We start from the raw sequence: 24,250 nt of genomic DNA on the forward strand, positions 1-24,250 counted from the left end.
ACCTATGTTTCCAACGCTTACATCGTTACTGAAATACCTTTTTGGTTTTAATCTTCCTTTGCCTATACAAACCTTCGGCTTTTTTGTGGCGATAGCTTTTGTTGGCGCTTATTGGGCATTTGGCCAGGAGTTTAAACGTAAAGAAGCGTTAGGCGTAATCCATACTTTTAAAAAACGGGTTACTATCGGGTTGCCGGCTTCAAATGCCGAGCTTGCGGGAAATGGTGTTTTTGGCTTCATATTAGGCTATAAAATTGTTGACTGTATCCTTAATTACCAGGCTCTTATAGATAACCCGCAGGAGTTTTTGTTATCCCTGCGAGGCAACTGGATAGGTGGGATCCTTGGAGCTGCAGCGTTCGCGTACTGGGCATGGCATGAAGCTCAAAAACAAAAGCTTGATAAACCGGTGACCAAAGATGTAGATGTACATCCCAATGAATTGATGGGTAGTATATTGTTATGGGCAGCCGTGTTCGGCTTTGCTGGTGCCAAGCTGTTTAATGCGTTGGAAAACTGGGGCGACTTTATGAAAGACCCGGTTGGCATGCTGATAGGCTTTAGTGGTTTAACCTTTTATGGCGGTCTGATCTGCGGTGGCGCGGCAGTACTCTATATTGCTAACAAACATGGCATTAAACCGCTGGATATGCTTGATATCGGTGGCCCGGGCATGATGCTGGCTTATGCTTTAGGCCGTATCGGATGCCAGATGAGCGGCGATGGTGATTGGGGTATAGTTAACCTGGCGCCGAAGCCTCATTGGTTAAGCTGGGCACCTGATTGGATGTGGAGCTTCAAATTTCCGCACAACGTGAACGACGAAGGTGTGCAGATGATGGATTGCGTGGGTAAATTTTGCCATGAACTTCAATATCCGGTTTATCCAACCTCGTTTTACGAATCTGTAATTTGTTTATTACTGTTCTTTGTATTGTGGAAAATAAGGCACATTTTTAAAGCTCCGGGCGTTTTGTTTGGTATATACATGATATTAGCAGGCGTTGAGCGTTTCTTTATTGAGCTCATCAGGGTTAATACAAAGTATGTTGTTGCGGGTGTTTCATTTACCCAGGCCGAAATGATCTCTGTGATCATGGTTTTAGGCGGTATTACACTTATTGTAACCGGATTAAACAAAGAAAAGAAAGCGCTGGGCACAACAAATGGCTGATAACAAATCAAAAGGCAGTTTAATCCATAACCAGGTATTCAGATTTGTAGTTTCGGCCGGTGCCGGCTTTTTGGTGGATGTTTCGGCGTTTTATCTTTTTTACCACAACCTTTTAATACAGCATACTTATAGGATATTCGGGCTTACCGTTCGTAACTATACCGTATCATTGGCATTGTCGTTTTTTATGGGCGTGGTAGTTAATTTTTTAATTACCCGTTACATGGTGTTCAATGAATCTAAATCGGCACCGCGCAAGCAGTTTTTTCGCTTTGTAACGGTGGCTATAATTGGGTTCTTCGCTAACTTATCTGTTGTGAAAATATTGATCCAGGCATGCAGTTTTAACCCTACGGTAGCGCGGATCTCGGCGGCGCTAAGCCTGTTCTTCGCAAGTTTTTTTATTCATAAAGTTTTTTCATTTAGCCTCTCATTAAAACGTAACCATGCAAACAGCGAACATCATAAACCAGGTAATTGAAGTTTCAAAACAGGCGGGTGATTTCATCAGGCAGGAACGTAAAGCATTTGATCCTGATAAGATAGAATATAAAGGCCTTAACGATATGGTGTCCTACGTTGATAAAACCGCCGAAGAAACTATAGTAAAAGGCCTGAGCAAAATTTTGCCTGAAGCAGGGTTCATCACCGAAGAAAAGACAACAACCAAAATAGGCGAGCGTTACAACTGGATCATTGACCCTCTGGATGGTACTACCAATTTCATTCATGGAGTACCCGCTTTTTCAGTAAGTATCGCGTTGAAAGAATATGATGAGCTGATAGCCGGTGTAATATATGAAATAAATCTTGATGAGTGTTTCTATGCCTGGAAAGATGCGCCCGCATACCTGAACGGCAAAGAGATCAGTGTAAGCAAAAACAACACAGTTGGCACCAGCTTATTGGCAACCGGTTTCCCATATTACGATTTTACAAAGCAGGCAGCCTATATCGAATTATTTACCGAGCTGATGCGCAGCAGTCATGGCTTGCGCCGTTTAGGTTCTGCAGCTGTTGACCTCGCTTATACTGCCTGCGGTCGTTTTGATGCTTTTTACGAGTATAACCTTAACGCCTGGGATGTGGCCGCCGGTATTGTGATTGTAAAACAAGCAGGAGGCGAAGTGGTGAACTTTAAAGGCGGTTCTGAGGTATTGGATACCCGGGAGCTGTTGGCTACTAATAGTAGGATAACAGGGGAGATGTTGCAGGTAATTCAGAAGTATTTTAGGTAATTGTTACTTTAACCCCAAATGTTATGGATAAGTGGAAGCCCATATCTTTAGGAGAACTTTTTGACAAAATTCATAAGACAGAAGCTAATTTAAATGGAGACTTGTGGAATTTTTGGCAGTTAATTAAAGTTTATCCGACAAAGTGGATTGAAAATGAACTTGGTAACGAGGGGGGCGGATTTTGGGTTGTAGCAATTTGTGGAACAAAAGTTATTTGGTATAATGATATTGAAGAAGGGTTCAATATTTCTAACTATAAGGTCTTTGGGGAAATTGACGGATATTATTGCAATCAAGACGAACTTAGTTGGTCGGTTATTAGATTGTTTAATTTGGTGAAATTTGGCGGAGATATCATTGGGCAGGCTGGTCCACCTCAATCGTTAGATTAGTAGTATAAAAGAAGTCCTTCACTCGTGACTTTCCTAATATCAAATTAATGTTCACGAGTACACCGGGTTTTTCCCAACGCTACATACTCGCGCCAGTTGAGGCTCTGAAGTTTTGGATACCAGGGAACTGTTGGCTACTAATGGTAAGATAACAGGGGAGATGCTGGGGGTGATTGGAAAGTATTTATAAGTAAGGGTACTTGTTTATCTTAGTTATTTTTTTTTATCTTAAAACCTTATCATGAACTTTAAAAATTACCGCAATTGTCAAGGTTTTGACCAACATCTGTCGTTGGTATGTGTTGCATTGATAGCTGTATTAATGAGTATGGGCTGTAGTTGCAATACACAACATAAAAGTGATAGGAAAACAATAATCACTGCTAAACGGAAACTAAATACCCAGACAGAAAAACAATCTTCTGTTGATTACAATATGGTTTTTGACAATGCTATTGTAGATGGTACAAAAATAGAATTGCTCGAGATGGGCAAGCTTAGTATTCCTACGGGAAAGGTCGTTGCTTGCGATCCCCTTACTACTCCCAATCCCAAGCCTTTTACTAAAACCATCACACCCGGACAATATCCAGTTAAAATATATATAGCTAAGACTGAAAAGTCCGGAGATAGATATGCAATTGCTAAATTGGAATTTAGTTCGGAAAAAGCAGATCGATGGATTCTTGCGACTCAGGATGGCGATGATATTTCTAAGTTGACAGATAAAGATGATTTTTTAGGTTTTCCTGTTGATGCGGGTTTAGCATGTTTTTTTGATGATAAGGTCGGCCGGGAATATAGAAAATTTGAAAATGATTTAATGACAAAGCATCCTGGGGGGAATATTTATGATGATTTTCTTGCCGCTGAATTCAAAAAGAATGCAAAAGAACCCAATAATCCAAATGATGCAGGAGATTGGGTGAATTTGAAAATTCCCAATACTAATGATAACATTGTGATGTTTCAATCAGGTTATGGTGATGGAACTTATCCTTCGTATTGGGGTGTTACTAAAAATAACAAAATAGTTTCATTGATAATTGACTTCCTTGTTTTGCCACTAAAATCAGAAAAAAAATAAAGCTTTTTTCAATCACTCAAGAACCTATTGGGTATATAAATTATTTTGTTTTTAAGCTTCTGATAGTAAACGCTTCATTATAGATCTTTAGTGAAAATCCAAAGCCTTTCATTTTCATGAAAGGCTTTTTTGTAAACAATAGGGCTCGAACCTCCAATCTTCAATATTATAAAGCTTCTGAAACCACCTCAGTAACTTCAGGCACCATACGCTTAAGCAGGTTTTCGATACCGGCTTTAAGTGTTACGGTTGATGACGGGCAACCGCTGCATGAACCGCGAAGTTCAACAGTTACAACACCCTCGTTAAATGAGCGGTAAGAGATAGCGCCGCCATCCTGCTCAACAGCCGGGCGAACGTAATCATGCAGGATCTGCTGAATTTTCACTTCGGTTTCAGTGCCTTCAAAGTTTCCGGCTTCAGCTTCTTCCTCTAACTGGATCTTTAACTCTGATTCGACGGCGCCTTTAACAAACTCTTTCATTATCGGCTCAACATCCGCCCAGTCGCTGCCTTCAGTTTTGGTAATGGTAACAAAATTGCTGGCAAAGAAAACACCATTTACAAACGAAAACTTGTACAGTTCCTTTGCAAAAGGTGAATGTTCGGCACTTTCCTTAGTAGGGAAGTCAACACTGCCATTAATAAGCAGTTTATTAACTATGAATTTCATAGTTGCCGGGTTCGGCGTTAATTCGGTATATACGTTGATGTTCATCGTCTCGTGTTTTTATTCAATCTAATTAACAAATTTAACTACCTTTTTTATTAAAAGCTACCCTAAACTTTGTTATGACATTTCTTTGATGTGACTTCCGATGTGCAGATGAGTAAATTTCAAATGTGCAGATTTCAGATGTGCAAATTGATGTATAATTAAAGCATCAAAAAATCATAATATAATTTGCACATCTGCACATTTGAAATCTGCAGATTAAATACCAGTATAGTTCAACGGCGTTATCTTTTTGATCTCATCTTTAATAGCATCACTTATATCTAACGTATCAACAAACTCTGCTATTGTGTTGGCGTTGATCTGCTGATTGGTGCGGGTAAGATCTTTCAGGGCTTCGTAAGGGTTAGGGTAGCCCTCACGCCTTAATATGGTTTGGATGGCTTCTGCAACAACCGGCCAGTTAGCTTCCAGATCGGCATTAATGGCATCGGTATTCAATAACAGCTTGTTTAATCCCCTTACGGTTGATTTAATGGCGATCAATGTATGTGCAAAAGGTACACCGATGTTCCTTAATACGGTCGAGTCGGTAAGGTCGCGCTGTAACCTTGAAATTGGCAATTTGGCCGCAAGGTGCTCAAACAAAGCATTAGCGATGCCCAAGTTACCTTCCGAATTTTCAAAATCGATAGGGTTAACCTTATGCGGCATGGCCGATGAGCCAACTTCGCCCGCTTTGATCTTTTGTTTAAAGTAGTTCATGGATATGTAGGTCCACATATCACGGTCAAGATCAATCAGGATATTGTTAATGCGTTTCAAAGCATCACATTGTGCGGCAAAATTATCGTAGTGCTCAATTTGGGTAGTAAACTGCGAGCGTTTTAAACCCAATATTTCGTTCACAAAATGATTACCGAATGATTTCCAGTCCTTATCAGGATAGGCGATAAAGTGAGCGTTAAAATTACCGGTAGCGCCACCAAACTTGGCTGAATTTGGAATAGGTTTTAGCAACTCAAGCTGGGCTTCCAAACGTTCAACAAATACCAGGATCTCTTTGCCTAACCGGGTTGGAGAAGCTGGCTGGCCATGCGTATGCGCCAATAACGGAACATTTTCCCACTCGGCAGCAAATGCTTTCAGGATACTAATCAGGTTATTAATGGCAGGGTAGTAGCTGTTATTCAGAGCAAGCTTAAAGGTATATGGAATAGCAGTGTTGTTGATATCCTGAGAAGTAAGGCCAAAGTGGATAAACTCTTTGTAGGGCTCCAAACCTAATTTATCAAACTCTTTTTTAATGAAATATTCAACCGCTTTAACATCGTGATTTGTCGTTTTTTCAATCACTTTAATGCTTTCAGCGTCATCTTCCGAAAAAATCCTGTAAATATCGCGTAACTTTTCTGATAGATTTTTATCAAATGATTGTAACTGAGGTAGTGGATATTCGGCAAGTGCTATAAAATATTCTATCTCAACAAATACGCGGTACTTGATAAGGGCATATTCTGAAAAGTACGCGGCAAGTTCGGCGGTGGTGTTTCTATAACGGCCATCAATAGGCGAGATCGCTGAAAGTGGAGTAAGCGTCATATTAAAAGAGTGGTATAATTTTTTGCAAAGGTAATCATTTTTGATGTGCCATCGGCAGATTAAAAGCTTTGCAAATAAGCCACTACAACAAACAATAACTAACTGATGTTAAAAAAAGCAAATAAGTATTTGTAATGAAAAAGTAAAAATGAATGGAAACTTTTTATTCAAAAAATGTTTCCTTAGTTTTGACCCGGAAAGTCAATGAGTCAAACAGAAAGAATTATAAAAGGTGCTGAAGACCTGTTTTTAACGGCGGGGATTAAAAGTATCACGATGGATGATATAGCCAGGCACCTTGGCATGTCAAAAAAAACGATCTATCAATTTTTCAAGGACAAAAACGAATTAGTTGTTGCCCTTACAAAAAAGAAATTGAAGGAAGATGAGGATCAAATGAATGAGATTATCAGTAAATCAGCTAATGTGATTGAGGAGATGATCAACATGACCAAATGCTCAGAAGAGATATTTTCAAGGATCAACCCGATTGTTATTCATGATTTGCAAAAATATCATGCTGAAGCCTGGGAAGACTTTCAAAGATTCAAGGCCGGGGTACTGATCCAAAAAATGGAAGAACTTTTAACTAAAGGCATGGGTCAGGGTTACATTCGTAAGGATATTGACGTAAAGATAATGGCACGGATGCGGGTTAACCAGGTGGAGTTGGGTTTTAACACTTCAATATTCCCGGTAACTGAATTTAGCCCCTGGAAGGTACAAGTTCAGTTTTTAGATCATTTTAACTATGGCATTTGTACGCTTGAGGGCTACAAGCTGCTTAACGAATATAAAAATATTAATAATGAATAACCGGCTGCTGACACAAGGTTGTCAATAGCTAAAAGAAATTTGTATCAGTTTAAGTAAATCACTCAACCACAATATATATAATGAAATATCTATTTTTTACGGCAACTGTATTTTGTGCCATAGCCTTTAAAAGCTACGCGCAGGAGGCGACGCCAAATGGACAAACCTATAACTTTACAGTTCAGGATTGTGTCAATTATGCTTACGAGCATCAAAGCGCAGTTGTGAACTCGGGTCTTGATATCAAAAGTGCGGAGTATAAGGTTAAAGAAACAACCGGCATTGGCTTACCACAAATCAGCGGCTCAGCCTCATTCCAGGATTATCTTAAAATACCAACCACGTTATTACCGGGTGAGTTTTTTGGAGCCCCTGGTACCTTTGTGCCGGTTAAATTTGGCGTAAAGTACCAATCAAACCTTGGTGTTAGTTTAAACCAGATCCTTTTTAACGGGAGTTATCTTGTTGGTTTAAAGGCTTCAAGAACATATCGTGAGCTTTCACAGCGTAATTATACCCGCTCAAAAATTGAAGCCAACGTTGCTGTCACCAAAGCATATTATCAGGTTTTGGTTAGCGACGAACAAATTAAACTATACGATGCTAATATAACCCAGTTAAAACAGCAGGTTGACCAAACCGTAGCACAAAATAAGCAAGGCTTTGTTGAAAAAATTGATGTAGACCGCATTACTGTGCAATACAATAATTTAATAACTAACCGCGAAAACGTTGTACGTTCATTGGCTTTGAACTATCAAATGCTGAAGTTTCAGATGGGAATGCCTGTTGATGAAAACCTTGTGTTGAAAGATAAGCTAAGCGACGTTAGCCTTGATAATAACGTTGCAGAAATGTCGGTAGATACAGGCTTTTACCATAATCGTATAGAGTACTCCTTGCAGGAAACTCAGAAAAAACTAAATGAGCTTGATCTGCAAAACAAAAAAACAACTTATTTGCCAACATTAAGCGCGAATGGCAGCTATGCGGCATCATATCAGAATAATAATTTTAGTAAGCTTTACAGCCAGGTTTTTCCTTCAAGTTATATCGGTTTAACGCTCAACGTTCCTATTTTCAGTGGCGGGCAAAGACTAAACCAGGTAAGACAGGCAAAAATTGAGGTGCAAAAATCAACAAACGACCTCGTAAACCTTAAAAATACGATAAATCTTGATGCAAAGGTGGCAACTGTGTCATACATTAATGGCTTACAATCACTTAATAATCAAAAACGTAACCAGGAGCTTGCACAGGAAGTACTGCGTGTATCAAAAGTAAAATATCAGCAGGGGGTAGGCTCAAGCATTGAGGTTACACAGGCTCAAACATCTCTTGAAGATGCCGATAACAAATATATACAAGGTCTTTATGATGCCCTGGTTAGTAAAGTTGACCTTGACAAAGCTTACGGACGAATTAAATAACAACACTAAACTCACTATATAACAATGAAAATGAAAAAACTCATATACATACCTTTCCTGGTTTTACTGGCTGCATGCTCAAGTAAGCCCAAAGATAAAAAGGCCGAACTGGCCTATCTGCAAAAGCAACAATCGGATATCAATTCAAAAATAGCGAAGCTGCAGGCTGAAATGGGTACTACCGATTCGGTTAAAACAACTGATGTAAGTGTTACAGAAGTGAAAAATGGCAGTTTTACTAACTATGTACAGATCCAGGGTAAAATAGATGCGCAGGATAACGTTACTGCCTATCCGCAGGCATCGGCTGTTATTACTGCTATTTACGTAAAACCAGGCCAGCATGTAACTAAAGGCCAGGTGTTAGCACAACTGGATAATAGTGTTATGCAACAAAATATAGCACAAGCCGAAGCACAGGTTAGCTTAAGCCAACAGTTGTTTGATCGTCAAAAAAACCTTTGGGATCAGAAAATTGGCACTGAAGTACAATATCTGCAAGCTCAAACCGCATTGCAAAGCAATCAGAAAGCTTTGGCTTCCTTAAAAAGGCAATCGGGTTTATACCGCATCATATCGCCAATTTCTGGTACCGTAGATCAAATGGACCTGAAACTCGGACAGGGTGCCACGCCGGGGCAAACAGGGATCCGTATTGTGAATGCCGATGTTTTAAAAGTTAAGGCCGATGTCCCTGAATCATATGCAAGTAGCGTAAATACCGGTAACGATGTCAAAATATTAATTCCGGATGCTAAGGACTCGTTGGTTACTAAAGTTACTTTTGCGGCCAAAGCCATCGACCCAACATCGCGTAGTTTCGGTGTGGAGGTCAAATTACCTCAGCGCAGCACACTTCGCCCTAATATGACTGCAATTTTAAAAATTGCTGATTATTCAAAAACAAATACCATAGCAGTACCGGTTAAAGCTATACAGAAATCAGAGAATGGCGACCATGTTTTTGTTAATCAGAATGGTATTGCCAAACAGGTGAATGTAAAATCGGGTGTTACCTATGGTGGCCAAACAGAGATATTATCAGGCTTAAAAGCCGGCGACCAGCTGGTTGTTGAAGGTGCAACTGAAATAGAAGACGGCGATAAGATCAAAGTTGTTCAGTCGGCCAATTAGTTATTAATCAATTGATCTGTTCATTATGAAAGATGTAAAAAAAGAATTTGGCCCTTCAAGCTGGGCCATTGATAACAAAACAGCCATTTACGTGCTCATGTTCCTGATCACTGCGCTGGGGCTGATAAGTTATAACCGTTTACCAAAGGAAAACTTCCCGGACATAGCGCAATCAAAGGTGTTTGTCACAACACAGTTTCTGGGGCAATCACCGCAAAATATTGAAAATTTGGTAACCAGGCAAATCGAAAAACGCCTGAAATCATTAAAAGGTTTAAAAAAGGTAACATCTAATTCAATTCAAAACGCTTCGGTAATTACTGCGGAGTTCAATGCTGATATTGATATAAAAGATGCGAAAACAGATGTTAAGGAAGCTGTTGATAAAGCGAAGCAGGATCTTCCGCAAGGAGATCCAAATCTTAAGGAATCGACCATTTCAGATATTAATGTGGCTGATATCCCTATCCTTTATATAAATATATCGGGTAATTACGACCTCAAAAAGCTTAAAGAATATGCAGACGCGTTAAAAGATGAAATAGAAGGATTTAAAGAAATCTCTAAAGTAGACGAGGTGGGCGCATTGACTCCAGAAATTCAAATAAATGTCGATATCAATAAAATGGCTGCCGCGCAGCTTACCTTCAATGATATTACTACAGCTGTAGGAAACGAAAATATATTAGCTTCTACGGGCACAGTGAAAACAGATGGAGTACGACGTACCATTGATATCAAGCAGGATTTTAAAAATGCTGATGAAGTAAAAGCAATGGTAATCAGGAACCCTAAAGGACAGCCAATATATCTTAGGGATATTGCGGAAGTGAAGGATTCATTTCTTGAGCAGGAAAGCTATGCTCGTTTGAAAACTAATGCCAACCCTAATTTTAAAAATGTAATTACTCTTAATGTAAGTAAAAGGGCGGGGGAAAACTTGATAGAAGCCTCAGACAAAATCAACGACCTGATCAAACTTAAGCAGAAGACAGTATTTCCCAAAGGATTAGATATTACAGTAACCGGGGATCAATCTGACAAAACCCGCACAACGTTAAACGACTTAATCAACACGATTGTTATTGGTTTTTTGCTGGTTACCGTTATCCTGATGTTTTTCATGGGCACAACCAATGCTATTTTCGTTGCGCTCTCGGTTCCGTTGTCATGCTTTATAGCCTTTTTGGTGATGCCTGCTATTGGCTTTACGCTCAATATGATCGTGTTGTTCTCGTTTTTGCTGGCGCTGGGTATTGTGGTAGATGATGCTATTGTGGTGATAGAAAATACACACCGTATTTTTGCTAACGGAAAGGTTCCGATTAAGGAGGCCGCAAAAATGGCTGCAGGCGAGGTTTTCTTGCCAGTGTTTTCAGGGACCATGACCACTTTGGCTCCATTTATACCATTGGCATTCTGGAATAGTTTGATTGGCCATTTCATGTTTTTCCTGCCTATAACACTGATCATTACTTTGTTGGCATCGTTGGTGGTAGCCTATATCTTTAACCCTGTATTTGCGGTTGATTTTATGAAACCTCATCATGATGGTGAGCATGATAACCCTAAGTTTGACAGGCCTACAAAAAGGGCTATGATATTTTTGGCCATCGCTGCGGTAATCGGTTACTTGATCAATATTGGTTTTGGCAACCTGATGGTGCTGATCATGGTATTATATCTGATCAATCATTTCTTCCTGCTGCGGATTATTGACAAATTTCAGAAAAACGCCTGGCCCAAATTTCAAAATTGGTATGCCAAATGGCTTGAACGCGCTGTCCGCAGACCAGTAACCGTTTTGGTAGGAACCATTGGCTTATTCGGTTTTGCTATTTTCCTGATGGCAGTACGAGGAAAGACTCCGGAGTTTTTTCCTTCCGGCGACCCTAACTTTGCATACGTCTATATTACTTTGCCTATCGGTACCGATCAAGCTTATACTAATGAAGTAACCAGGCAGATAGAAAAAAAGGTTGCAACAGTTGTTGAGCCCGATAAGGATATTGTGTCGTCAGTTATTTCAAATGTTACAAAGGGAGTAAATGATCCCACAGATGAAGACCAAAGTGACTACCAGAATAAAGGCAAAATAACAGTTGCTTTTGTTGAGTTTGGTAAGCGAAACGGAAAAGATACTAAAGCAATACTCAAACGTATACGTGAAGCTGTACAAGGTGTCCCTGGCGCTAAAATATCAGTAACCCAAGAAAATAGTGGCCCGCCTGTACAAAAGGATATAAGTATTGAAATTGTTGGTGATAATTTAGATACTTTGGTAGCGACAGGCACGCGACTGAAAAATTATTTAGCAAAACAGAATATTGCTGGTATCGAAAATCTTATTGCCGACGTGCAAAGTGATAAGCCTGAAATAGTATTTGATGTTGACCGTGAGCGTGCCAACAGGGAAGGAATATCGTCCGGGCAGATTACTGATAATTTGGCAACCGCTATTTTTGGAAAAAAAGCAGCTGATTTTAGAAATACTAAAGAGGATGATTATCAAATAAAAGTAAGAGCGCTCGAAGATCAGCGAGGCAGTATTGATGAGATCAAAAACTTAAAAATAACCTATCGCGATATGGCAATGAATGGAACAATACGCCAGGTGCCAATATCAGCTTTCACTGATGTACGTTATACAACTACGTACAGCAATATCAGGCGTAAACAGCAACGCAGGGTTTTAACACTTGGCTCAAATGTTATTAAGCCTAACAACCCTAATGATGTTAACGCCAATATTTTAAAAGCTATTAATAACTTCAAAAAGCCGGATAACGTTATCATACGCCAGGGTGGTGGCCAGGAAGACCAAATGGAAGCCATGACATTCCTGCTTTCTGCCCTTGGTGTGTCATTTGGACTTATTCTTGTTATTTTAATGATCCAGTTTAACTCTATTGGCAAAACGCTTATTATTATCAGCGAGATCCTCTTTAGTATTATTGGTGTGTTGCTGGGGGTTAGCGTATTTGGCATGACCATGTCTATCGTAATGACAGGTATTGGTATCATCGCGCTGGCAGGTGTGGTTGTTCGTAACGGGATTTTATTGGTTGAGTTTACCGATATGCTGTTGGAGCAGGGGGTAAGCATCCACGATGCGGTGGTTGAAGCCGGTCATACCCGTATGACTCCTGTATTGTTAACCGCAACAGCTGCTATTTTAGGTTTAATACCGCTGGCAGTTGGTTTCAATATCGATTTCGTTGGCTTGTTTACCCATTTTGCACCGCATATCCATTTTGGTGGTGATAACGTTGCTTTCTGGGGCCCATTAGCCTGGACAATGATCTTTGGTTTAGGTTTCGCTACCATCATTACATTGATCCTTGTACCTTGTTTATACCTCATCCGCTATAATCTTAAAGCAAGGCTGTTCGGTAAAAAATCGGTTGAAACCAAACATGTGGAGGTATTGGAAACAGAAACAGTTTAAAATAGAGAGCCATTAGTAACACAAACAGCCGCGGTCGAAAGATTGCGGCTGTTTTGTTTTATGACAGTTTTTTAAATAAAACATAATAATGTATTTATGGTTCTTTATGCAAACGTTTATCACAGCCATGAAACTTGAAATATCAAAACCGCTTTGGCCGGTAATAGGCCTTGGTACATTAGCCGGTATGCGTACCTTATCTGCCCCTGTTGTAACAACGCATGTATTAAGTCATCATCCATCAAAGCAACTTGAAAAATCACCGCTAAGGTTCATGCAATCAACAACCGTGGCTGCTGTTTTAAAGATCTTATCGGTTACTGAAGTTATTGCGGATAAATTACCTTCAACTCCAAACCGTATAGAACCCACCGGGTTAGCGGCAAGGGGGCTATCAGGTGCTTTGGCCGGCGCAAGTATTTACAAAGCTGTTGGCGGTAAAGCATTAACCGGAGCACTGATAGGAGGGGCAGTGGCAATAGCAGCCACCTACGGAAGCTACTTCCTGCGAAAAAACACAGTTAAGGCAAATCATATTGCCGATCCATTAATTGGCGCGATTGAAGATGCTTTGGTAATAGGATCGGGTTTTGGCTTAAGCAAGCTGATTTATGCCCCGGTTGCAGGCTGAACATATTTTTCAAGTTCTCCCAGGTTACTGATCTCATTACGCGATCGGGGCAGGCTGTCAGGATAGTTCTTTTGAATAAAGGTTACCAGGTTTTCGCGGATATAGCAGCGCAGGTCAAAAGCATCTGATGAGGTTCGGGAGCTCATTAACACCCTGATCTCAATGGTATGTTCTTTAACATCAGTTACCTGTACTACTTTAACCCGTTTATCCCATAAGTTTGATTTAACTATCAGACGTTCAAATTCTTCGCGTATAGCATCAATAGGGGCGGTATGGTCCATGTATAAAAATACGGTGCCCAAAATGTCGGCAGATGTCCTTGTCCAGTTCTGAAAGGGTTTTTGAATAAAGTAATTGATGGGAAGTATCAGCCTACGTTCGTCCCAGATCTTTAAAACCACATAAGTAAGCGTGATCTCTTCTACGCGCCCCCATTCGCCCTCTACAACCAAAACATCATCAATACGAATAGGCTGAGTAAACGCTATCTGGAAGCCGGCCAGCAAATTACCTAATGAGCTCTGTGCTGCAAACCCAACTATGATACCGCCTATACCAACGCCGGTAAGTAAACCGGTACCTATCTTGCGCATACTTTCAAAACTGAGCAAGATAATGGCAATTGTTAAAAAGATGATGGTCACTACAATGATCTTACGGATAAACTGGATTTGGGTGCGTACCTTACGTTCCTTCAGGTTATCCACTTTATTAAGGTCGTAAGTGTGATAGATGTAATCTTCCAGGATCCTTACCGAACGTACAAGCAGGCCCGCGAAAGATATGGTAAGTAAAATCTCAAAAGTTTTGTCAAGAGGTTTGTAATAAACCGGATTCATTCGCATTAATGGCGAAAGGATATTGAATAGAAACAGTGGGATGAAATAAGCTACAGCCGGCCCAAGGTTAACCAGTATCGATCTTAAGATTGAGTAGGATGTATCTGCTTTTTTTGCATAAAATTTAAATAGACAGGTTATTATGAATTTTATAATAAGGCCAACAAGTACGGCTACCAGCGCGATGATCAGGTTCCAGGCAAATGACGGTATGCGCTGTGAAAATGTAAGCAGGTCGGGGGGTAAGCTGTTTTCAATATTCATAGCAAGGCAAATGTTTTCTACAGTAAAATAGTTGGAATGTAAAATTGTTTTAGCAAATGCCGCGGTACCGGGTGTTGTTACATATGTTTAATGAATTTTTGATAGTTTTGTTAAAAAAGTCAGGAAATCGATTGTCTTAACTTTTTGTTTACCTGTTTAAATAAAACTTAACGAGCACATGGCAGCAGTGAATGACCAGCAGGATATTAAAAGAGAGAAAATTTTAGAAGCCTCGCACCAGCGCTTTTTACATTACGGTTATTCAAAAACTACCATGAACGAAATAGCCGGCGACCTCTCTATGTCAAAGGCCCTGCTTTATTATTATTTCCCGGATAAAAGCCAGTTGTACATTGCTGTAATGCGTAAGCTTGCTACTGATTATCTTAAAACACTTGAAAACAGGCTAAATACATTTACCAATTTAAAAGAAGCTTTCACCTTCCAGGTAAATACCCATCATGAGTTTATAGTAAACAATTATAACTTTTTTGATTTTTTCAGGCTTAACGAACAAAACCTCCCCGAAACCATTTGGCAAATAGTTAGCGAAGTTCACAGTGCCGAGCTAAACTTGTTAAGCAATGCTATTAAATCGGAAGTTGAAAAAGGAGCCATTAAGCCTGTAGAAAATCCTGACGAAGTTGTTGATGTATTGATGGATGCTTTGCACGGCATCAGGGTGGGGGCGATATCTCAAAAGAAAACTAACTTTCCGCGCAAGGAACACCTGGAAGAAATTCATCATAAAAAACTACTCCTGCTTGATATTTTTATCAAAGGATTGATGTACTAAAGTCATCTTAAGGTATAAATACTCCATACTGTCAGTTAGCCGTCAAATGAATTGGCTGTTAAATATTATGGCTATTATTTATGGGTACATTTGTACTTACAAATAATTTAATAGCCAGGTAATTACCTCCCTGTTTAGTTATTTATAAAATACTTCTTTTTTAAGAGGTGATTGTTTTAGAGTGATTTAGCCTGCATAGCTTTTTGCCGTGCGGGCTTTTTTATGGGTTGATATTTGTACGGATAGCAATATTGCCGGTCAATATTTTATGTACCGGGCATGCATTTGCTATTTTCAATAACCGGTCTCTTTGTTCGTCATTTACTTCACCTTTAAAGCTAATTTTAGTTTCAATGCGTGTACCACTTAAAGTCTTAAACATTTCAACATCGGCTTTAATTTCCTCTATAGGCCACATTTTACGGTTAATGTACATGCGCAGGGTGATTGCAGTGCAGCTTGCGAGGCTCGCCAGTAACAAACTAAATGGGTTCATGCCTGTATTGCTGCCTTCGGCCTCAAGGGGTTCATCGGTTATAAGGCCATGCCCACCGCTGTTAACTACTGTTTGATATTGAGTGAGTCCTATAAGTGCAGTAGCTGTTTCTATCAACTCAATTCCGGTTTCTTCCATAAGGCGTTTAAATAGAGTATTGTTATTAATAAATTAAGCTTAGTCCTTAGTCCTAAGGCATGAGTTCTAAGTATAGAAAAGCAAAAAAACAGATTGGCGACTTCCGACTCAATACTATCGACTTAATTTTCTTTATTCGGGTGTTTCATTAATATCAACCAGGTTCCAGTTCTTTTTCAGAAATTTGGGGCCGCCATTATATTTCAGTATCACTTCAAAATTGGTACGGTTTGTTTCACCCTGGCTATCTGTTGAAAGAACATACGATTTGATAATAAAAACAGAGTCGGCCTTTTTGCCAAATTGATATCTGTCATCAGGAAAAGAGATATTTCCCGAACGTATGGTTGGGATTACAAATTCCTTCGCAATTTTATAAGCATCATCGGCATTAGGCATTTTGCTAAATGAAAGCACCTCCGTAACATCACCGGATATGGCAAACTTTACCATAATAAAAATAAATACTACACCAGCGATGATAATAGCGTAGACGCCTTTCATAGCGCGCTTTTTTTTTAGCTGCTTTTCTTTAAGATAAGTTTGAGTCATTAGTTTATAAAGGGTGCGATAAAATTAGCAATTAATTTGATGAATAAACACCCCTTTGTTAAGCGGTAATTATGGCTGATGGCCGAAGAACAAATAAGCAATAAAAATAGCCGCAATAACGCCGGCCAAATCGGCAATAAGTCCTGCCGGAATAGCATAACGCGATTTTTTAATACCCACCGAACCAAAGTATAAAGCAACGATGTAAAAAGTAGTATCGGCCGAACCGTTAAAGATCCCGGCAAGCCGCCCCGCAAATTTATCGACACCAAAATTTTGCATTACCGTTATCATCATACCTTTTGAGCCCGAACCGCTAAGTGGTTTTAAGTAAGCCACGGGCATAGCATCTACAAAGCGTGTATCTAAATTAAACTGAACACAAACCCAGCGTAAGCCTTCATTCATATAATCCAACGCGCCGCAATTCCTGAACACGCTGATCCCAACCAGCATAGCTACCAGATAGGGAATTATCTTTACTGAGGTTTCAAAGCCGCCTTTAGCGCCCTCTACAAAAACTTCAAATACGTTTACCTTTTTTATAAGGCCACCCACGATAAATATTACCGGTATGGTAAACAACATCACATTGCTTATAACTGATGATACCGTACTGATCTGCTCTTTGGTTAGCTGCGTGGTAAAGTACCATACCACCAATGTAATGAAAGCGGTAACGCCGCCAAGCCAGCCAATAATAACCCTGTCAAAAAGATTGATTTTTTGCTTAATGGCCACTGCTATTAAGCCAACTACCGTGGCTACATAGGTAGCAATGATACAAGGTAAAAATACTTCGGCCGGATCTTTTGAATTAAGGATGGCCCTTTGTGCGATGATGGTAACGGGTAATAACTGCAAGCCGGATGTATGCAGCACCAGGAACATGATCTGGGCATTTGAAGCTGTTTCTTTATCTGGATTCAGCTCCTGCAGGCTACCCATCGCTTTTAAGCCAAGCGGTGTAGCTGCGTTATCGAGGCCCATTAAATTGGCCGAAAAGTTCATCATCATCTGGCCCGTAGCGGGGTGATCTTTAGGTACATCGGGAAACAATCGGCTAAAGAAAGGTCTTACTATCCGTGATAAAAAATTAATAGCTCCAGCTTTTTCGCCAATGTTCAGAATGCCGAGCCAGAATGCCATAGAGCCAATCAGCGGCAAAGCGATATCCATTACCGATGATTTTGACGAATTAAATAATCCTTCAACCAATAATTTGAAAGCTTCTGTATCGCCAAAAAAAACTAATTTTATGAGTGAAACTACAAATGCAATTACAAAAAAAGCTATCCAGATATAGTTAAGCGCCATAGTAATGTTTAAGGCTTTGAAGTTAGTGCTTTTGCTGTTTAATATGAAATACTGATACTTTTATACTATCGATAAACCAATAAATGAACGACACTATCCATAAACTCAACGGAATTATAGATAATGTAAGGCAACTAAAAGGCCGCGACATTGACTGGGCCTATAAGGCATCGCCCGCTAAATGGTCAAAAAAAGAAGTGATTGGCCATTTGATTGACAGTGCTCAAATTAATCTGCAGCGTTTTGTGCGTTGCACCTATGAAGAAAACTTCAGACTTACCTACCAACAGGTAGAATGGGTTGCTGCCGCACGTTACCAGGATGCTGACATTAACGAATTGATTGAACTTTGGGCCTTGCTGAACCTGCAGATTGTACGGGTGTTAGAGAATTACCCTGCCGACAGATGGAGTGCCCGCTGTGACAACAGCAAACAGGAACCAAACCTGCAAACTGTAGAATGGCTTGCCGCCGACTATGTTGATCATATGCTGCATCATCTAAAAGATATATTGTAATGGCTGGCTATTCGGGTACACCACTGGCAAAGAAACTGGGTATAAAAGCAGGCGGGAAGCTGTTGCTTGTTAATGCCCCTGACCATTACCTTGATCTGTTTAGCGACATGCCTCCTGATGTTTATTTTACAGATGATATTTCATTTGAAATTGATGTGATCCATTTCTTTAGCAAAAGTGCGGATGAATATCGGGTTAAGCTGCCTGAACTGATAAAGCAAATTAAACAGGACGGCATGATTTGGGTATCCTGGCCCAAAAAGGCTTCAAAAGTAGTTACTGATATTACAGAAGATTTGATCAGGAACTTTGCTTTGCAAATGGGGTTGGTTGATATCAAGGTTTGCGCGGTTGATGAAGTGTGGTCGGGTTTAAAGCTGGTGATCCCCGTTAAAAACAGGAAATATGTGGTATAGGTCATTTTTGGTTAAAACCAGTTAAACAAACGGCACTGCGTTTTAGCATAAGCACTTAATTGTATAACTTAGCGCAATAATACCCGATAATATGGCTCAGATTGAATTAAAACGTGTACATGGCGATTTTGGCTTTGAAGCTGTTGACGCTAACGGTCACACCGTAAAAATGGACAGCAGTCCGGAAAGTGGCGGCCAGGATTTTGGCATCCGCCCAATGCAAATGCTTTTAATGGGCCTGGCTGGTTGCTCGGCAATTGATGTGATCAGTATCCTGAAAAAACAGCGCCAGGAAATTACCGACTATAAAATGGTGGTTAATGGCGAGCGGGAAGCCGGTAAAGAACCTTCATTATGGGAGGATGTGGATATTGAATTTCATATTTATGGCAATGTTGATGAGGATAAAGCTGTACGAGCTGCCGAGCTTTCTATTAATAAATACTGCTCAGTTGCTGCAACACTTGCAAAAGCCGGTGCTGAAATTAACTGGAAAGTAATTGTTCACCCTGCTCAATAATATAGTTATTACTCGTTGAAAATACCAGATGGCGGAACAGGAAGTACCTATTAAAACAGTTCACCTGTTCCCCCTGTTGGACCAAAAGCTAATAGAACTGCTTAGATCCTTATCAACCGACGACTGGAACAGGCCTACATTAGCAAAGCTTTGGACTGTAAAGGATATTGCCGCTCATTTACTTGATGGTAACATGCGCGTCATTTCTTCCGCTCACCAGTTTGCCGGCGACCCTCCTTCAAATCCCATTAATAACTATAGTGATTTAGTTGTTTTTTTGAACGGATTAAACGCTACCTGGGTAAACGCTATGAAGCGTGTAAGCCCACAGTTGCTTACCGATCTTTTAGAAACTACAGGCAAACAATACAGCGAAATAATGACTGCTGCTGATTTGTTTGCGCCTGCACCATTTTCAGTAGCCTGGGCAGGTGAAGATGAATCTGTTAACTGGTTTCACATAGCCCGCGAATACACCGAAAAGTTTCATCACCAACAACAGATCCGTGAAGCGGTAGGCAAACAAGGTATCCTAACTGCCGAATTATTTTATCCCTGCATCGATACCTTTATGTGTGGGCTTCCGCATACATATCGTACGGTCAACGGAAACACTGGTATGCTAATTCAAATTACTGTAACTGGCGAAGCCGGCGGTAACTGGTACCTGCTTAAAATGGCTGAGGGCTGGACACTCATCAAAAATGCCGGATCAGTGCCGGATACTACAGTAACTTTATCGCCTGATATTGCCTGGAGGGTTTTCACCAAAGGTATCGATCCACAAACAGCATTGGAGGTATCTAATATCAGCGGCAATATTAACCTTGGCGAAAACTTGTTTAATATGGTTGCCGTGATGGCTTAACAACTATTTTGTTTAATTACTCTTTAACTGTACAAAACTGTATTCTTTTTAACTCATTAATCAGTTTGTACAAAAGGTTAAAAATTTGGCTGTTATTGCTTGTTTAAAGCAACCTTAATCGCATTATAAAAACATAAGCGCTTGACTTAGTTAACCAGCATTTTATCTCAAATTTCATATGCTTTTTTTGTTTGATTAGCCTGCCTTTTGGCCATGGGCTTTCTGGATTAACAAATATTGATGGCATCAATGTTGGATTAACCAGTGTACGTTTTACTTGAATGTTAAACGTATAATTAAACATATAAATATGAAAACAAATTTAAAAAAAGCCTCATTGCTTCTTACGGGAGTTATGATTGGCAGTAAATTATTCGCTCAGTCAACAGATACCTCAGCTACAGCAAAAGATTACGTGAGGCCCTTTTCGGGTGGTGGTGAATTGCGCACATGGTCAATAGGTGTACATGGTGGTTTGTTAACCCCTTTTACCATATTTGGACGCAATAACAGGCAGGATTTTACCAGCCCAACCGAACAGTTTGGTTACGGCGGATACATTAAAAAACAAATATTGCCATCCTTGGGCTTACAGGCCGACTTCCTTCGCGGTAAATTAACTTCATCAAACAGTCAACCTAACGCAGCAGGTACTTCTCCCTATGATTCATACTCTACTAAATTAAACTGGTCGGCAGCTTTAAGTGCTAATATTACGCTGGCTAACATCAATTGGCGCCATGAAAAGCCGTTTATTCAGCCTTATTTAACCGCAGGTGTTGGTAATTTGAATTACACACCAAGGATTACCCCGGTTGGCGGGCAACAGGAAAACTTTAAGAAAACCGATAACGGCCATATCAACGAATTGTTTATCCCGGTTGGCTTAGGTTTGAAATTTGACCTTGCACCAGGTATAAACCTTGATTTAGGTTACCAGGTTAACTTTGTACAGGCCGATAACCTTGACGGATATAAGTATGGGGCGGGTGATGACAGGTTTTCATACGCGCATATTGGTTTAGAGTTTGCCCTTGGTAATAAGAAAAAACACCAGATGGCAACTCATAATCCCGTATCGTCAATGCGTACAGAGTACCAATGGGAAAACCAGCGTACCCGCGCCGAACTACAGCAACAGATTGATGCTGAAAAAGCAAAAAATGCGCAGCTGGCCAGCGACCTTGCAACAACCAATGCCAATCTTGCCAAATTAACTACCGACAGCGACGGTGACGGTGTTGTGGACGTAAACGATAAATGCCCTAACACACCAGCCGGCCAAAAAGTTGATGGCTCAGGTTGTCCTTTGGCTAAACCGGTAGTTTATGTTACTGAAGAAGATAAAAAAGTGGTTAAAGACGCTATCAAAAACCTTGAGTTTGATTTGGGTAAAGCTACCATTCGTGCGCATTCATATCCAAGTTTGGATAGGGTAGCACAGTTATTAGTTGATAAAAACTTTAGCCTGAAACTTGCTGGCCATACTGACAATACAGGTTCGGCTGATTTAAACATGCGTTTATCAAAAGATCGTGCTGAATCGGTTAAATCATACCTCGCAAGCAAAGGTGCAAATCCATCGCGTATTGAAGCAACCGGCTATGGTCAAACACAGCCAATAGCTACAAACAAAACAGCTGCAGGCCGTCAGGCTAACCGCAGGGTTGAATTTACCTTGTATTAACAAAGGTTGTTAAACCTTAAATAAGTAAAAAGCTGCTCAATTGAGTGGCTTTTTTGCTTTCATATTTAGCAACCAAACCAGGGATTGGTTGAATAGGCAGGATTTTAATCGATTCGCCAATACCATCATCCCGTGTAATTTCTTGTAGCAGGAGCGGGTAACGGTTGTGATACGAGGGAATCGTTAACAGCGATCAAGTGTTGAGTATGTGCGCTCAATTTTGTTGCAAATTGATCTGTATTTATTTATCGGTGACATTTATAAGCAACGTTATTTAATATCAGTGTAAATTAAAACAAAGTCATTTTAAAGATTACTCAACATAACCGTTTATTGCAGCGGGTGGTGAATAATATCCGCTTTTTAGTTAAGGTTAAAGGTTATATGCTGCCGGTAACTCTTGAGCGTATCAAACTGACTTTTTTATGACTTTTTTAATTACAAATTAAGAAACAGCTCTTGTTATCACTTGTTCAAATCATACATCTCATTATTATAAATTAGCTATGAAAGCAATCCTGGTAGTTCACAATCTCAAAAAAGAAAGCAATTATGCACTTACTTACGCCGGTAATTTAGGTGATAAATTAAAAACCAAAGTAATTGTTATGAACACGGTACCGGAGCCGATGAGTGTTCAGTTATCTGATACTACCAAGCAGGATATATTTGATAATGAGGAATTCAGTTTTAAAGATCAAAATAAAGGCATCGAAAAGATAGTTTTCCTTAACTATCTGGATACTTTGGGGATGTCGCTCCACGCAATTATAGCTAAATATGATATAGGTTTAATTATCAAAGGGGTTGGCGGAACTGCAAAAGAAATTAATGAACAGCTTGTGCCTGTTTTAAATCATTCATGCTGCCCCTTACTGGCCGTTCCGGAAGGTGCCTCATTCAATATTACGAATATGGGATACCTTGCCGATCTTCGTTATGCCAAAAAGGATATCGTAAGCCTTTTAAGTAAAATGAGTGAAGCAATGGATGTAAAGGCATCACTTTTTAATATAACTGAATCGGGATTACCCCATATGCATAATGATTATGCTGATGCTGTGTTCAGGCAATTGTTCTCCGGTTCAAGGCTGAACCTGGTGAATATCAAGGAGCGGGATATCATGAAAACCGTTGATGTACTGGCCAATATAATGCGGGTTGATTTTTTTGTATTGAGCAACCGCAGCTCACAATTAAATGGGTTATGGGATTGGGAGAATATGGAGAATGAAGAACATGCCCATCTACCGGCGCTTATCTTTCCATGCTGAAAATAGCGTAAATATAAAGGGAAGATACTGTGATCGATCTTCCCTTTATATATTCAATTTGGTCTTTTATAAAACGTAAACACCATTTGCTTTCAGAACTTTGCTGAAAAACAACAAATGCCCCGGCAAGGCGTTTTGCCAAAACTCCCAGGTATGGCCTCCTGGTTGTTCGGAATAATCATGTGGAGTATGGTTATAAACCAATCTGCGGTGTAATTCACGGTTGGGCTCAAGCAAAAAGTCATCAACTCCTATATTAATAACCAATGGCAGCCCGTTTTTACGGATCTGATCTGCCATGTTCACAACAGAATATTGCAGATAAGTATCGGGCGTCATAGGCCCCCAAATCTTATCAAGCATTTTGCTAAGCATCTCAAACCTGTCGGGCGGAAGTTTCCAGGTTGTCATGTTGGGGTCAAGGGCTCCGCTCATGCTCCCTGCTGCTGCGAAAAGGTCAGGATGTTTGGTCGAGAGATACAACGAACCAAAGCCCCCCATGGATAAACCTGTGATAAGCCTGCCTTTTTTATCATTGATAGTGCGGTATTTGCTATCGATAAAAGGGATCACCTCTTTAATAATATAAGTTTCAAACTTGCTGTTAGGATCAATCGGGCTATCAACATAGTAGCTGAAGATTTCACCTTCCGGCATTACAATAATGATATTATACTGATCGGAGAGATCTTTCACCAGTGATTTATCCGGTGTTTTCGACAGCCAGTCGTCAAAATGGCCGTAGCCGCCATGCAGAAGATAGAGTACCGGGAAACTGGCTTTACTTTTTGCATATGCCTTCGGAAAGACAATCGCCGCTTTGTAAGTTTTGTTCATAGCTGCGCTGGGGATTTGTACCGTGTCAACTTTGGCAGCAAATACCCATACGCAGCAAAACAACAGCGTAAATGTTAGAACTATTCTTTTCATATAC

At 40.1% G+C, this 24,250-nt stretch carries 24 protein-coding genes; 17 read left to right on the top strand and 7 right to left on the bottom strand.

The features are described from left to right. Window positions 1-4 precede the first annotated feature (4 nt). The 5 genes from IEX80_RS02545 to IEX80_RS02565 all read left to right on the top strand — a co-directional run bounded on the left by IEX80_RS02545 (window position 5) and on the right by IEX80_RS02565 (window position 3,891). Window positions 5-1,174 carry a prolipoprotein diacylglyceryl transferase gene (locus IEX80_RS02545; RefSeq protein WP_090525260.1) on the top strand — a complete coding sequence of 390 codons (1,170 nt, stop codon included), beginning with the start codon at window positions 5-7 and terminating at the stop codon, window positions 1,172-1,174. Next, window positions 1,167-1,655 (top strand): GtrA family protein, encoded by a 489-nt coding sequence (locus tag IEX80_RS02550; protein WP_188831836.1) that lies wholly within the window; start codon window positions 1,167-1,169, stop codon window positions 1,653-1,655. The genes IEX80_RS02545 and IEX80_RS02550 overlap by 8 nt, the downstream gene beginning before the upstream one ends. Further along, a complete protein-coding gene (locus tag IEX80_RS02555) occupies window positions 1,621-2,412 on the top strand; it encodes an inositol monophosphatase family protein (RefSeq protein ID WP_188831837.1) in 792 nt (263 codons plus the stop codon). Before IEX80_RS02550 ends, IEX80_RS02555 begins: the two co-directional genes overlap by 35 nt. A 23-nt stretch (window positions 2,413-2,435) precedes the next feature. Continuing rightward, window positions 2,436-2,804 (top strand): hypothetical protein, encoded by a 369-nt coding sequence (locus tag IEX80_RS02560; RefSeq protein ID WP_188831838.1) that lies wholly within the window; start codon window positions 2,436-2,438, stop codon window positions 2,802-2,804. A gap of 241 nt (window positions 2,805-3,045) precedes the next feature. Continuing rightward, window positions 3,046-3,891 carry a DUF4241 domain-containing protein gene (locus IEX80_RS02565; RefSeq protein WP_188831839.1) on the top strand — a complete coding sequence of 282 codons (846 nt, stop codon included), beginning with the start codon at window positions 3,046-3,048 and terminating at the stop codon, window positions 3,889-3,891. Window positions 3,892-4,057: 166 nt separating this feature from the next. On the opposite strand, the gene IEX80_RS02570 is transcribed toward IEX80_RS02565, so the two are convergent. Both IEX80_RS02570 and purB read right to left on the bottom strand, forming a co-directional pair. Then, a complete protein-coding gene (locus IEX80_RS02570; protein ID WP_188831840.1) occupies window positions 4,058-4,609 on the bottom strand; it encodes a NifU family protein in 552 nt (183 codons plus the stop codon). A gap of 216 nt (window positions 4,610-4,825) precedes the next feature. Beyond that, entirely contained in the window at window positions 4,826-6,169 is a 1,344-nt protein-coding gene (gene purB / locus IEX80_RS02575) for an adenylosuccinate lyase (protein WP_188831841.1), read from the bottom strand. 204 nt (window positions 6,170-6,373) lie between these two features. On the opposite strand from purB, the gene IEX80_RS02580 reads away from it, so the two are divergent. The 5 genes from IEX80_RS02580 to IEX80_RS02600 all read left to right on the top strand — a co-directional run bounded on the left by IEX80_RS02580 (window position 6,374) and on the right by IEX80_RS02600 (window position 13,628). Further along, window positions 6,374-6,985, top strand: coding sequence for a TetR/AcrR family transcriptional regulator (locus IEX80_RS02580; RefSeq protein ID WP_090525271.1), 612 nt, complete (start codon window positions 6,374-6,376; stop codon window positions 6,983-6,985). 80 nt (window positions 6,986-7,065) lie between these two features. Beyond that, window positions 7,066-8,415, top strand: coding sequence for a TolC family protein (locus IEX80_RS02585; protein ID WP_176624414.1), 1,350 nt, complete (start codon window positions 7,066-7,068; stop codon window positions 8,413-8,415). 30 nt (window positions 8,416-8,445) lie between these two features. Further along, window positions 8,446-9,549 carry an efflux RND transporter periplasmic adaptor subunit gene (locus tag IEX80_RS02590; RefSeq protein ID WP_188831842.1) on the top strand — a complete coding sequence of 368 codons (1,104 nt, stop codon included), beginning with the start codon at window positions 8,446-8,448 and terminating at the stop codon, window positions 9,547-9,549. Between the two features lie 25 nt (window positions 9,550-9,574). Then, on the top strand, window positions 9,575-12,997 hold the full coding sequence (locus IEX80_RS02595) for an efflux RND transporter permease subunit (RefSeq protein ID WP_188831843.1): 3,423 nt from the start codon (window positions 9,575-9,577) through the stop codon (window positions 12,995-12,997). Between the two features lie 127 nt (window positions 12,998-13,124). Then, entirely contained in the window at window positions 13,125-13,628 is a 504-nt protein-coding gene (locus IEX80_RS02600) for a DUF4126 family protein (protein WP_090526206.1), read from the top strand. Here IEX80_RS02600 and IEX80_RS02605 read toward each other — a convergent pair. After that, the gene (locus tag IEX80_RS02605; RefSeq protein ID WP_188831844.1) at window positions 13,607-14,734 is read right to left on the bottom strand and encodes a mechanosensitive ion channel family protein; all 1,128 of its coding nucleotides are present in this window, start codon (window positions 14,732-14,734) and stop codon (window positions 13,607-13,609) included. The genes IEX80_RS02600 and IEX80_RS02605 overlap by 22 nt on opposite strands. 178 nt (window positions 14,735-14,912) lie before the next feature. Here IEX80_RS02605 and IEX80_RS02610 point away from each other — a divergent pair, with 178 nt between their 5' ends. Next, window positions 14,913-15,530 (top strand): TetR/AcrR family transcriptional regulator, encoded by a 618-nt coding sequence (locus IEX80_RS02610; protein ID WP_091163733.1) that lies wholly within the window; start codon window positions 14,913-14,915, stop codon window positions 15,528-15,530. 220 nt (window positions 15,531-15,750) lie between these two features. Here IEX80_RS02610 and IEX80_RS02615 read toward each other — a convergent pair whose 3' ends face one another. The 3 genes from IEX80_RS02615 to IEX80_RS02625 all read right to left on the bottom strand — a co-directional run bounded on the left by IEX80_RS02615 (window position 15,751) and on the right by IEX80_RS02625 (window position 18,033). Next, window positions 15,751-16,164: an OsmC family protein gene (locus IEX80_RS02615; protein WP_176624422.1), complete on the bottom strand. Its 414-nt coding sequence runs from the start codon at window positions 16,162-16,164 to the stop codon at window positions 15,751-15,753. Window positions 16,165-16,296: 132 nt separating this feature from the next. Beyond that, window positions 16,297-16,716, bottom strand: a complete 420-nt coding sequence (locus IEX80_RS02620) for a hypothetical protein (RefSeq protein ID WP_176624424.1) — start codon at window positions 16,714-16,716, stop codon at window positions 16,297-16,299. Between the two features lie 69 nt (window positions 16,717-16,785). Next, window positions 16,786-18,033 (bottom strand): spore maturation protein, encoded by a 1,248-nt coding sequence (locus IEX80_RS02625; RefSeq protein WP_090525283.1) that lies wholly within the window; start codon window positions 18,031-18,033, stop codon window positions 16,786-16,788. Window positions 18,034-18,116: 83 nt separating this feature from the next. On the opposite strand from IEX80_RS02625, the gene IEX80_RS02630 reads away from it, so the two are divergent. From IEX80_RS02630 to IEX80_RS02655, 6 genes are all read left to right on the top strand, one after another. Next, window positions 18,117-18,551: a DinB family protein gene (locus IEX80_RS02630; RefSeq protein WP_188831845.1), complete on the top strand. Its 435-nt coding sequence runs from the start codon at window positions 18,117-18,119 to the stop codon at window positions 18,549-18,551. Next, on the top strand, window positions 18,551-18,967 hold the full coding sequence (locus tag IEX80_RS02635) for a DUF3052 family protein (protein ID WP_188831846.1): 417 nt from the start codon (window positions 18,551-18,553) through the stop codon (window positions 18,965-18,967). The genes IEX80_RS02630 and IEX80_RS02635 overlap by 1 nt, the downstream gene beginning before the upstream one ends. Window positions 18,968-19,058: 91 nt before the next feature. After that, window positions 19,059-19,487 carry an OsmC family protein gene (locus IEX80_RS02640; protein ID WP_090525291.1) on the top strand — a complete coding sequence of 143 codons (429 nt, stop codon included), beginning with the start codon at window positions 19,059-19,061 and terminating at the stop codon, window positions 19,485-19,487. 28 nt (window positions 19,488-19,515) lie between these two features. Then, window positions 19,516-20,355: a maleylpyruvate isomerase N-terminal domain-containing protein gene (locus tag IEX80_RS02645; protein ID WP_188831847.1), complete on the top strand. Its 840-nt coding sequence runs from the start codon at window positions 19,516-19,518 to the stop codon at window positions 20,353-20,355. A 310-nt stretch (window positions 20,356-20,665) separates the two neighbouring features. Beyond that, window positions 20,666-22,042 (top strand): OmpA family protein, encoded by a 1,377-nt coding sequence (locus tag IEX80_RS02650; protein ID WP_188831848.1) that lies wholly within the window; start codon window positions 20,666-20,668, stop codon window positions 22,040-22,042. 506 nt (window positions 22,043-22,548) lie between these two features. Beyond that, window positions 22,549-23,316: a hypothetical protein gene (locus IEX80_RS02655; protein WP_090525297.1), complete on the top strand. Its 768-nt coding sequence runs from the start codon at window positions 22,549-22,551 to the stop codon at window positions 23,314-23,316. 66 nt (window positions 23,317-23,382) lie between these two features. Here IEX80_RS02655 and IEX80_RS02660 read toward each other — a convergent pair whose 3' ends face one another. Next, a complete protein-coding gene (locus IEX80_RS02660) occupies window positions 23,383-24,246 on the bottom strand; it encodes an alpha/beta hydrolase (protein WP_090525299.1) in 864 nt (287 codons plus the stop codon). Window positions 24,247-24,250: the final 4 nt, after the last annotated feature.

The organism is Mucilaginibacter rubeus (assembly GCF_014643835.1).
Lineage (GTDB): Bacteria > Bacteroidota > Bacteroidia > Sphingobacteriales > Sphingobacteriaceae > Mucilaginibacter > Mucilaginibacter rubeus.

Coding starts and splice junctions, on each gene's coding strand:
- IEX80_RS02545 (WP_090525260.1), top strand. CDS start 5: ATGTTTCCAACGCTTACATCGTTACTGAAATACCTTTTTGGTTTTAAT.
- IEX80_RS02550 (WP_188831836.1), top strand. CDS start 1,167: ATGGCTGATAACAAATCAAAAGGCAGTTTAATCCATAACCAGGTATTC.
- IEX80_RS02555 (WP_188831837.1), top strand. CDS start 1,621: ATGCAAACAGCGAACATCATAAACCAGGTAATTGAAGTTTCAAAACAG.
- IEX80_RS02560 (WP_188831838.1), top strand. CDS start 2,436: ATGGATAAGTGGAAGCCCATATCTTTAGGAGAACTTTTTGACAAAATT.
- IEX80_RS02565 (WP_188831839.1), top strand. CDS start 3,046: ATGAACTTTAAAAATTACCGCAATTGTCAAGGTTTTGACCAACATCTG.
- IEX80_RS02570 (WP_188831840.1), bottom strand. CDS start 4,609: ATGAACATCAACGTATATACCGAATTAACGCCGAACCCGGCAACTATG.
- purB (WP_188831841.1), bottom strand. CDS start 6,169: ATGACGCTTACTCCACTTTCAGCGATCTCGCCTATTGATGGCCGTTAT.
- IEX80_RS02580 (WP_090525271.1), top strand. CDS start 6,374: ATGAGTCAAACAGAAAGAATTATAAAAGGTGCTGAAGACCTGTTTTTA.
- IEX80_RS02585 (WP_176624414.1), top strand. CDS start 7,066: ATGAAATATCTATTTTTTACGGCAACTGTATTTTGTGCCATAGCCTTT.
- IEX80_RS02590 (WP_188831842.1), top strand. CDS start 8,446: ATGAAAAAACTCATATACATACCTTTCCTGGTTTTACTGGCTGCATGC.
- IEX80_RS02595 (WP_188831843.1), top strand. CDS start 9,575: ATGAAAGATGTAAAAAAAGAATTTGGCCCTTCAAGCTGGGCCATTGAT.
- IEX80_RS02600 (WP_090526206.1), top strand. CDS start 13,125: ATGAAACTTGAAATATCAAAACCGCTTTGGCCGGTAATAGGCCTTGGT.
- IEX80_RS02605 (WP_188831844.1), bottom strand. CDS start 14,734: ATGAATATTGAAAACAGCTTACCCCCCGACCTGCTTACATTTTCACAG.
- IEX80_RS02610 (WP_091163733.1), top strand. CDS start 14,913: ATGGCAGCAGTGAATGACCAGCAGGATATTAAAAGAGAGAAAATTTTA.
- IEX80_RS02615 (WP_176624422.1), bottom strand. CDS start 16,164: ATGGAAGAAACCGGAATTGAGTTGATAGAAACAGCTACTGCACTTATA.
- IEX80_RS02620 (WP_176624424.1), bottom strand. CDS start 16,716: ATGACTCAAACTTATCTTAAAGAAAAGCAGCTAAAAAAAAAGCGCGCT.
- IEX80_RS02625 (WP_090525283.1), bottom strand. CDS start 18,033: ATGGCGCTTAACTATATCTGGATAGCTTTTTTTGTAATTGCATTTGTA.
- IEX80_RS02630 (WP_188831845.1), top strand. CDS start 18,117: ATGAACGACACTATCCATAAACTCAACGGAATTATAGATAATGTAAGG.
- IEX80_RS02635 (WP_188831846.1), top strand. CDS start 18,551: ATGGCTGGCTATTCGGGTACACCACTGGCAAAGAAACTGGGTATAAAA.
- IEX80_RS02640 (WP_090525291.1), top strand. CDS start 19,059: ATGGCTCAGATTGAATTAAAACGTGTACATGGCGATTTTGGCTTTGAA.
- IEX80_RS02645 (WP_188831847.1), top strand. CDS start 19,516: ATGGCGGAACAGGAAGTACCTATTAAAACAGTTCACCTGTTCCCCCTG.
- IEX80_RS02650 (WP_188831848.1), top strand. CDS start 20,666: ATGAAAACAAATTTAAAAAAAGCCTCATTGCTTCTTACGGGAGTTATG.
- IEX80_RS02655 (WP_090525297.1), top strand. CDS start 22,549: ATGAAAGCAATCCTGGTAGTTCACAATCTCAAAAAAGAAAGCAATTAT.
- IEX80_RS02660 (WP_090525299.1), bottom strand. CDS start 24,246: ATGAAAAGAATAGTTCTAACATTTACGCTGTTGTTTTGCTGCGTATGG.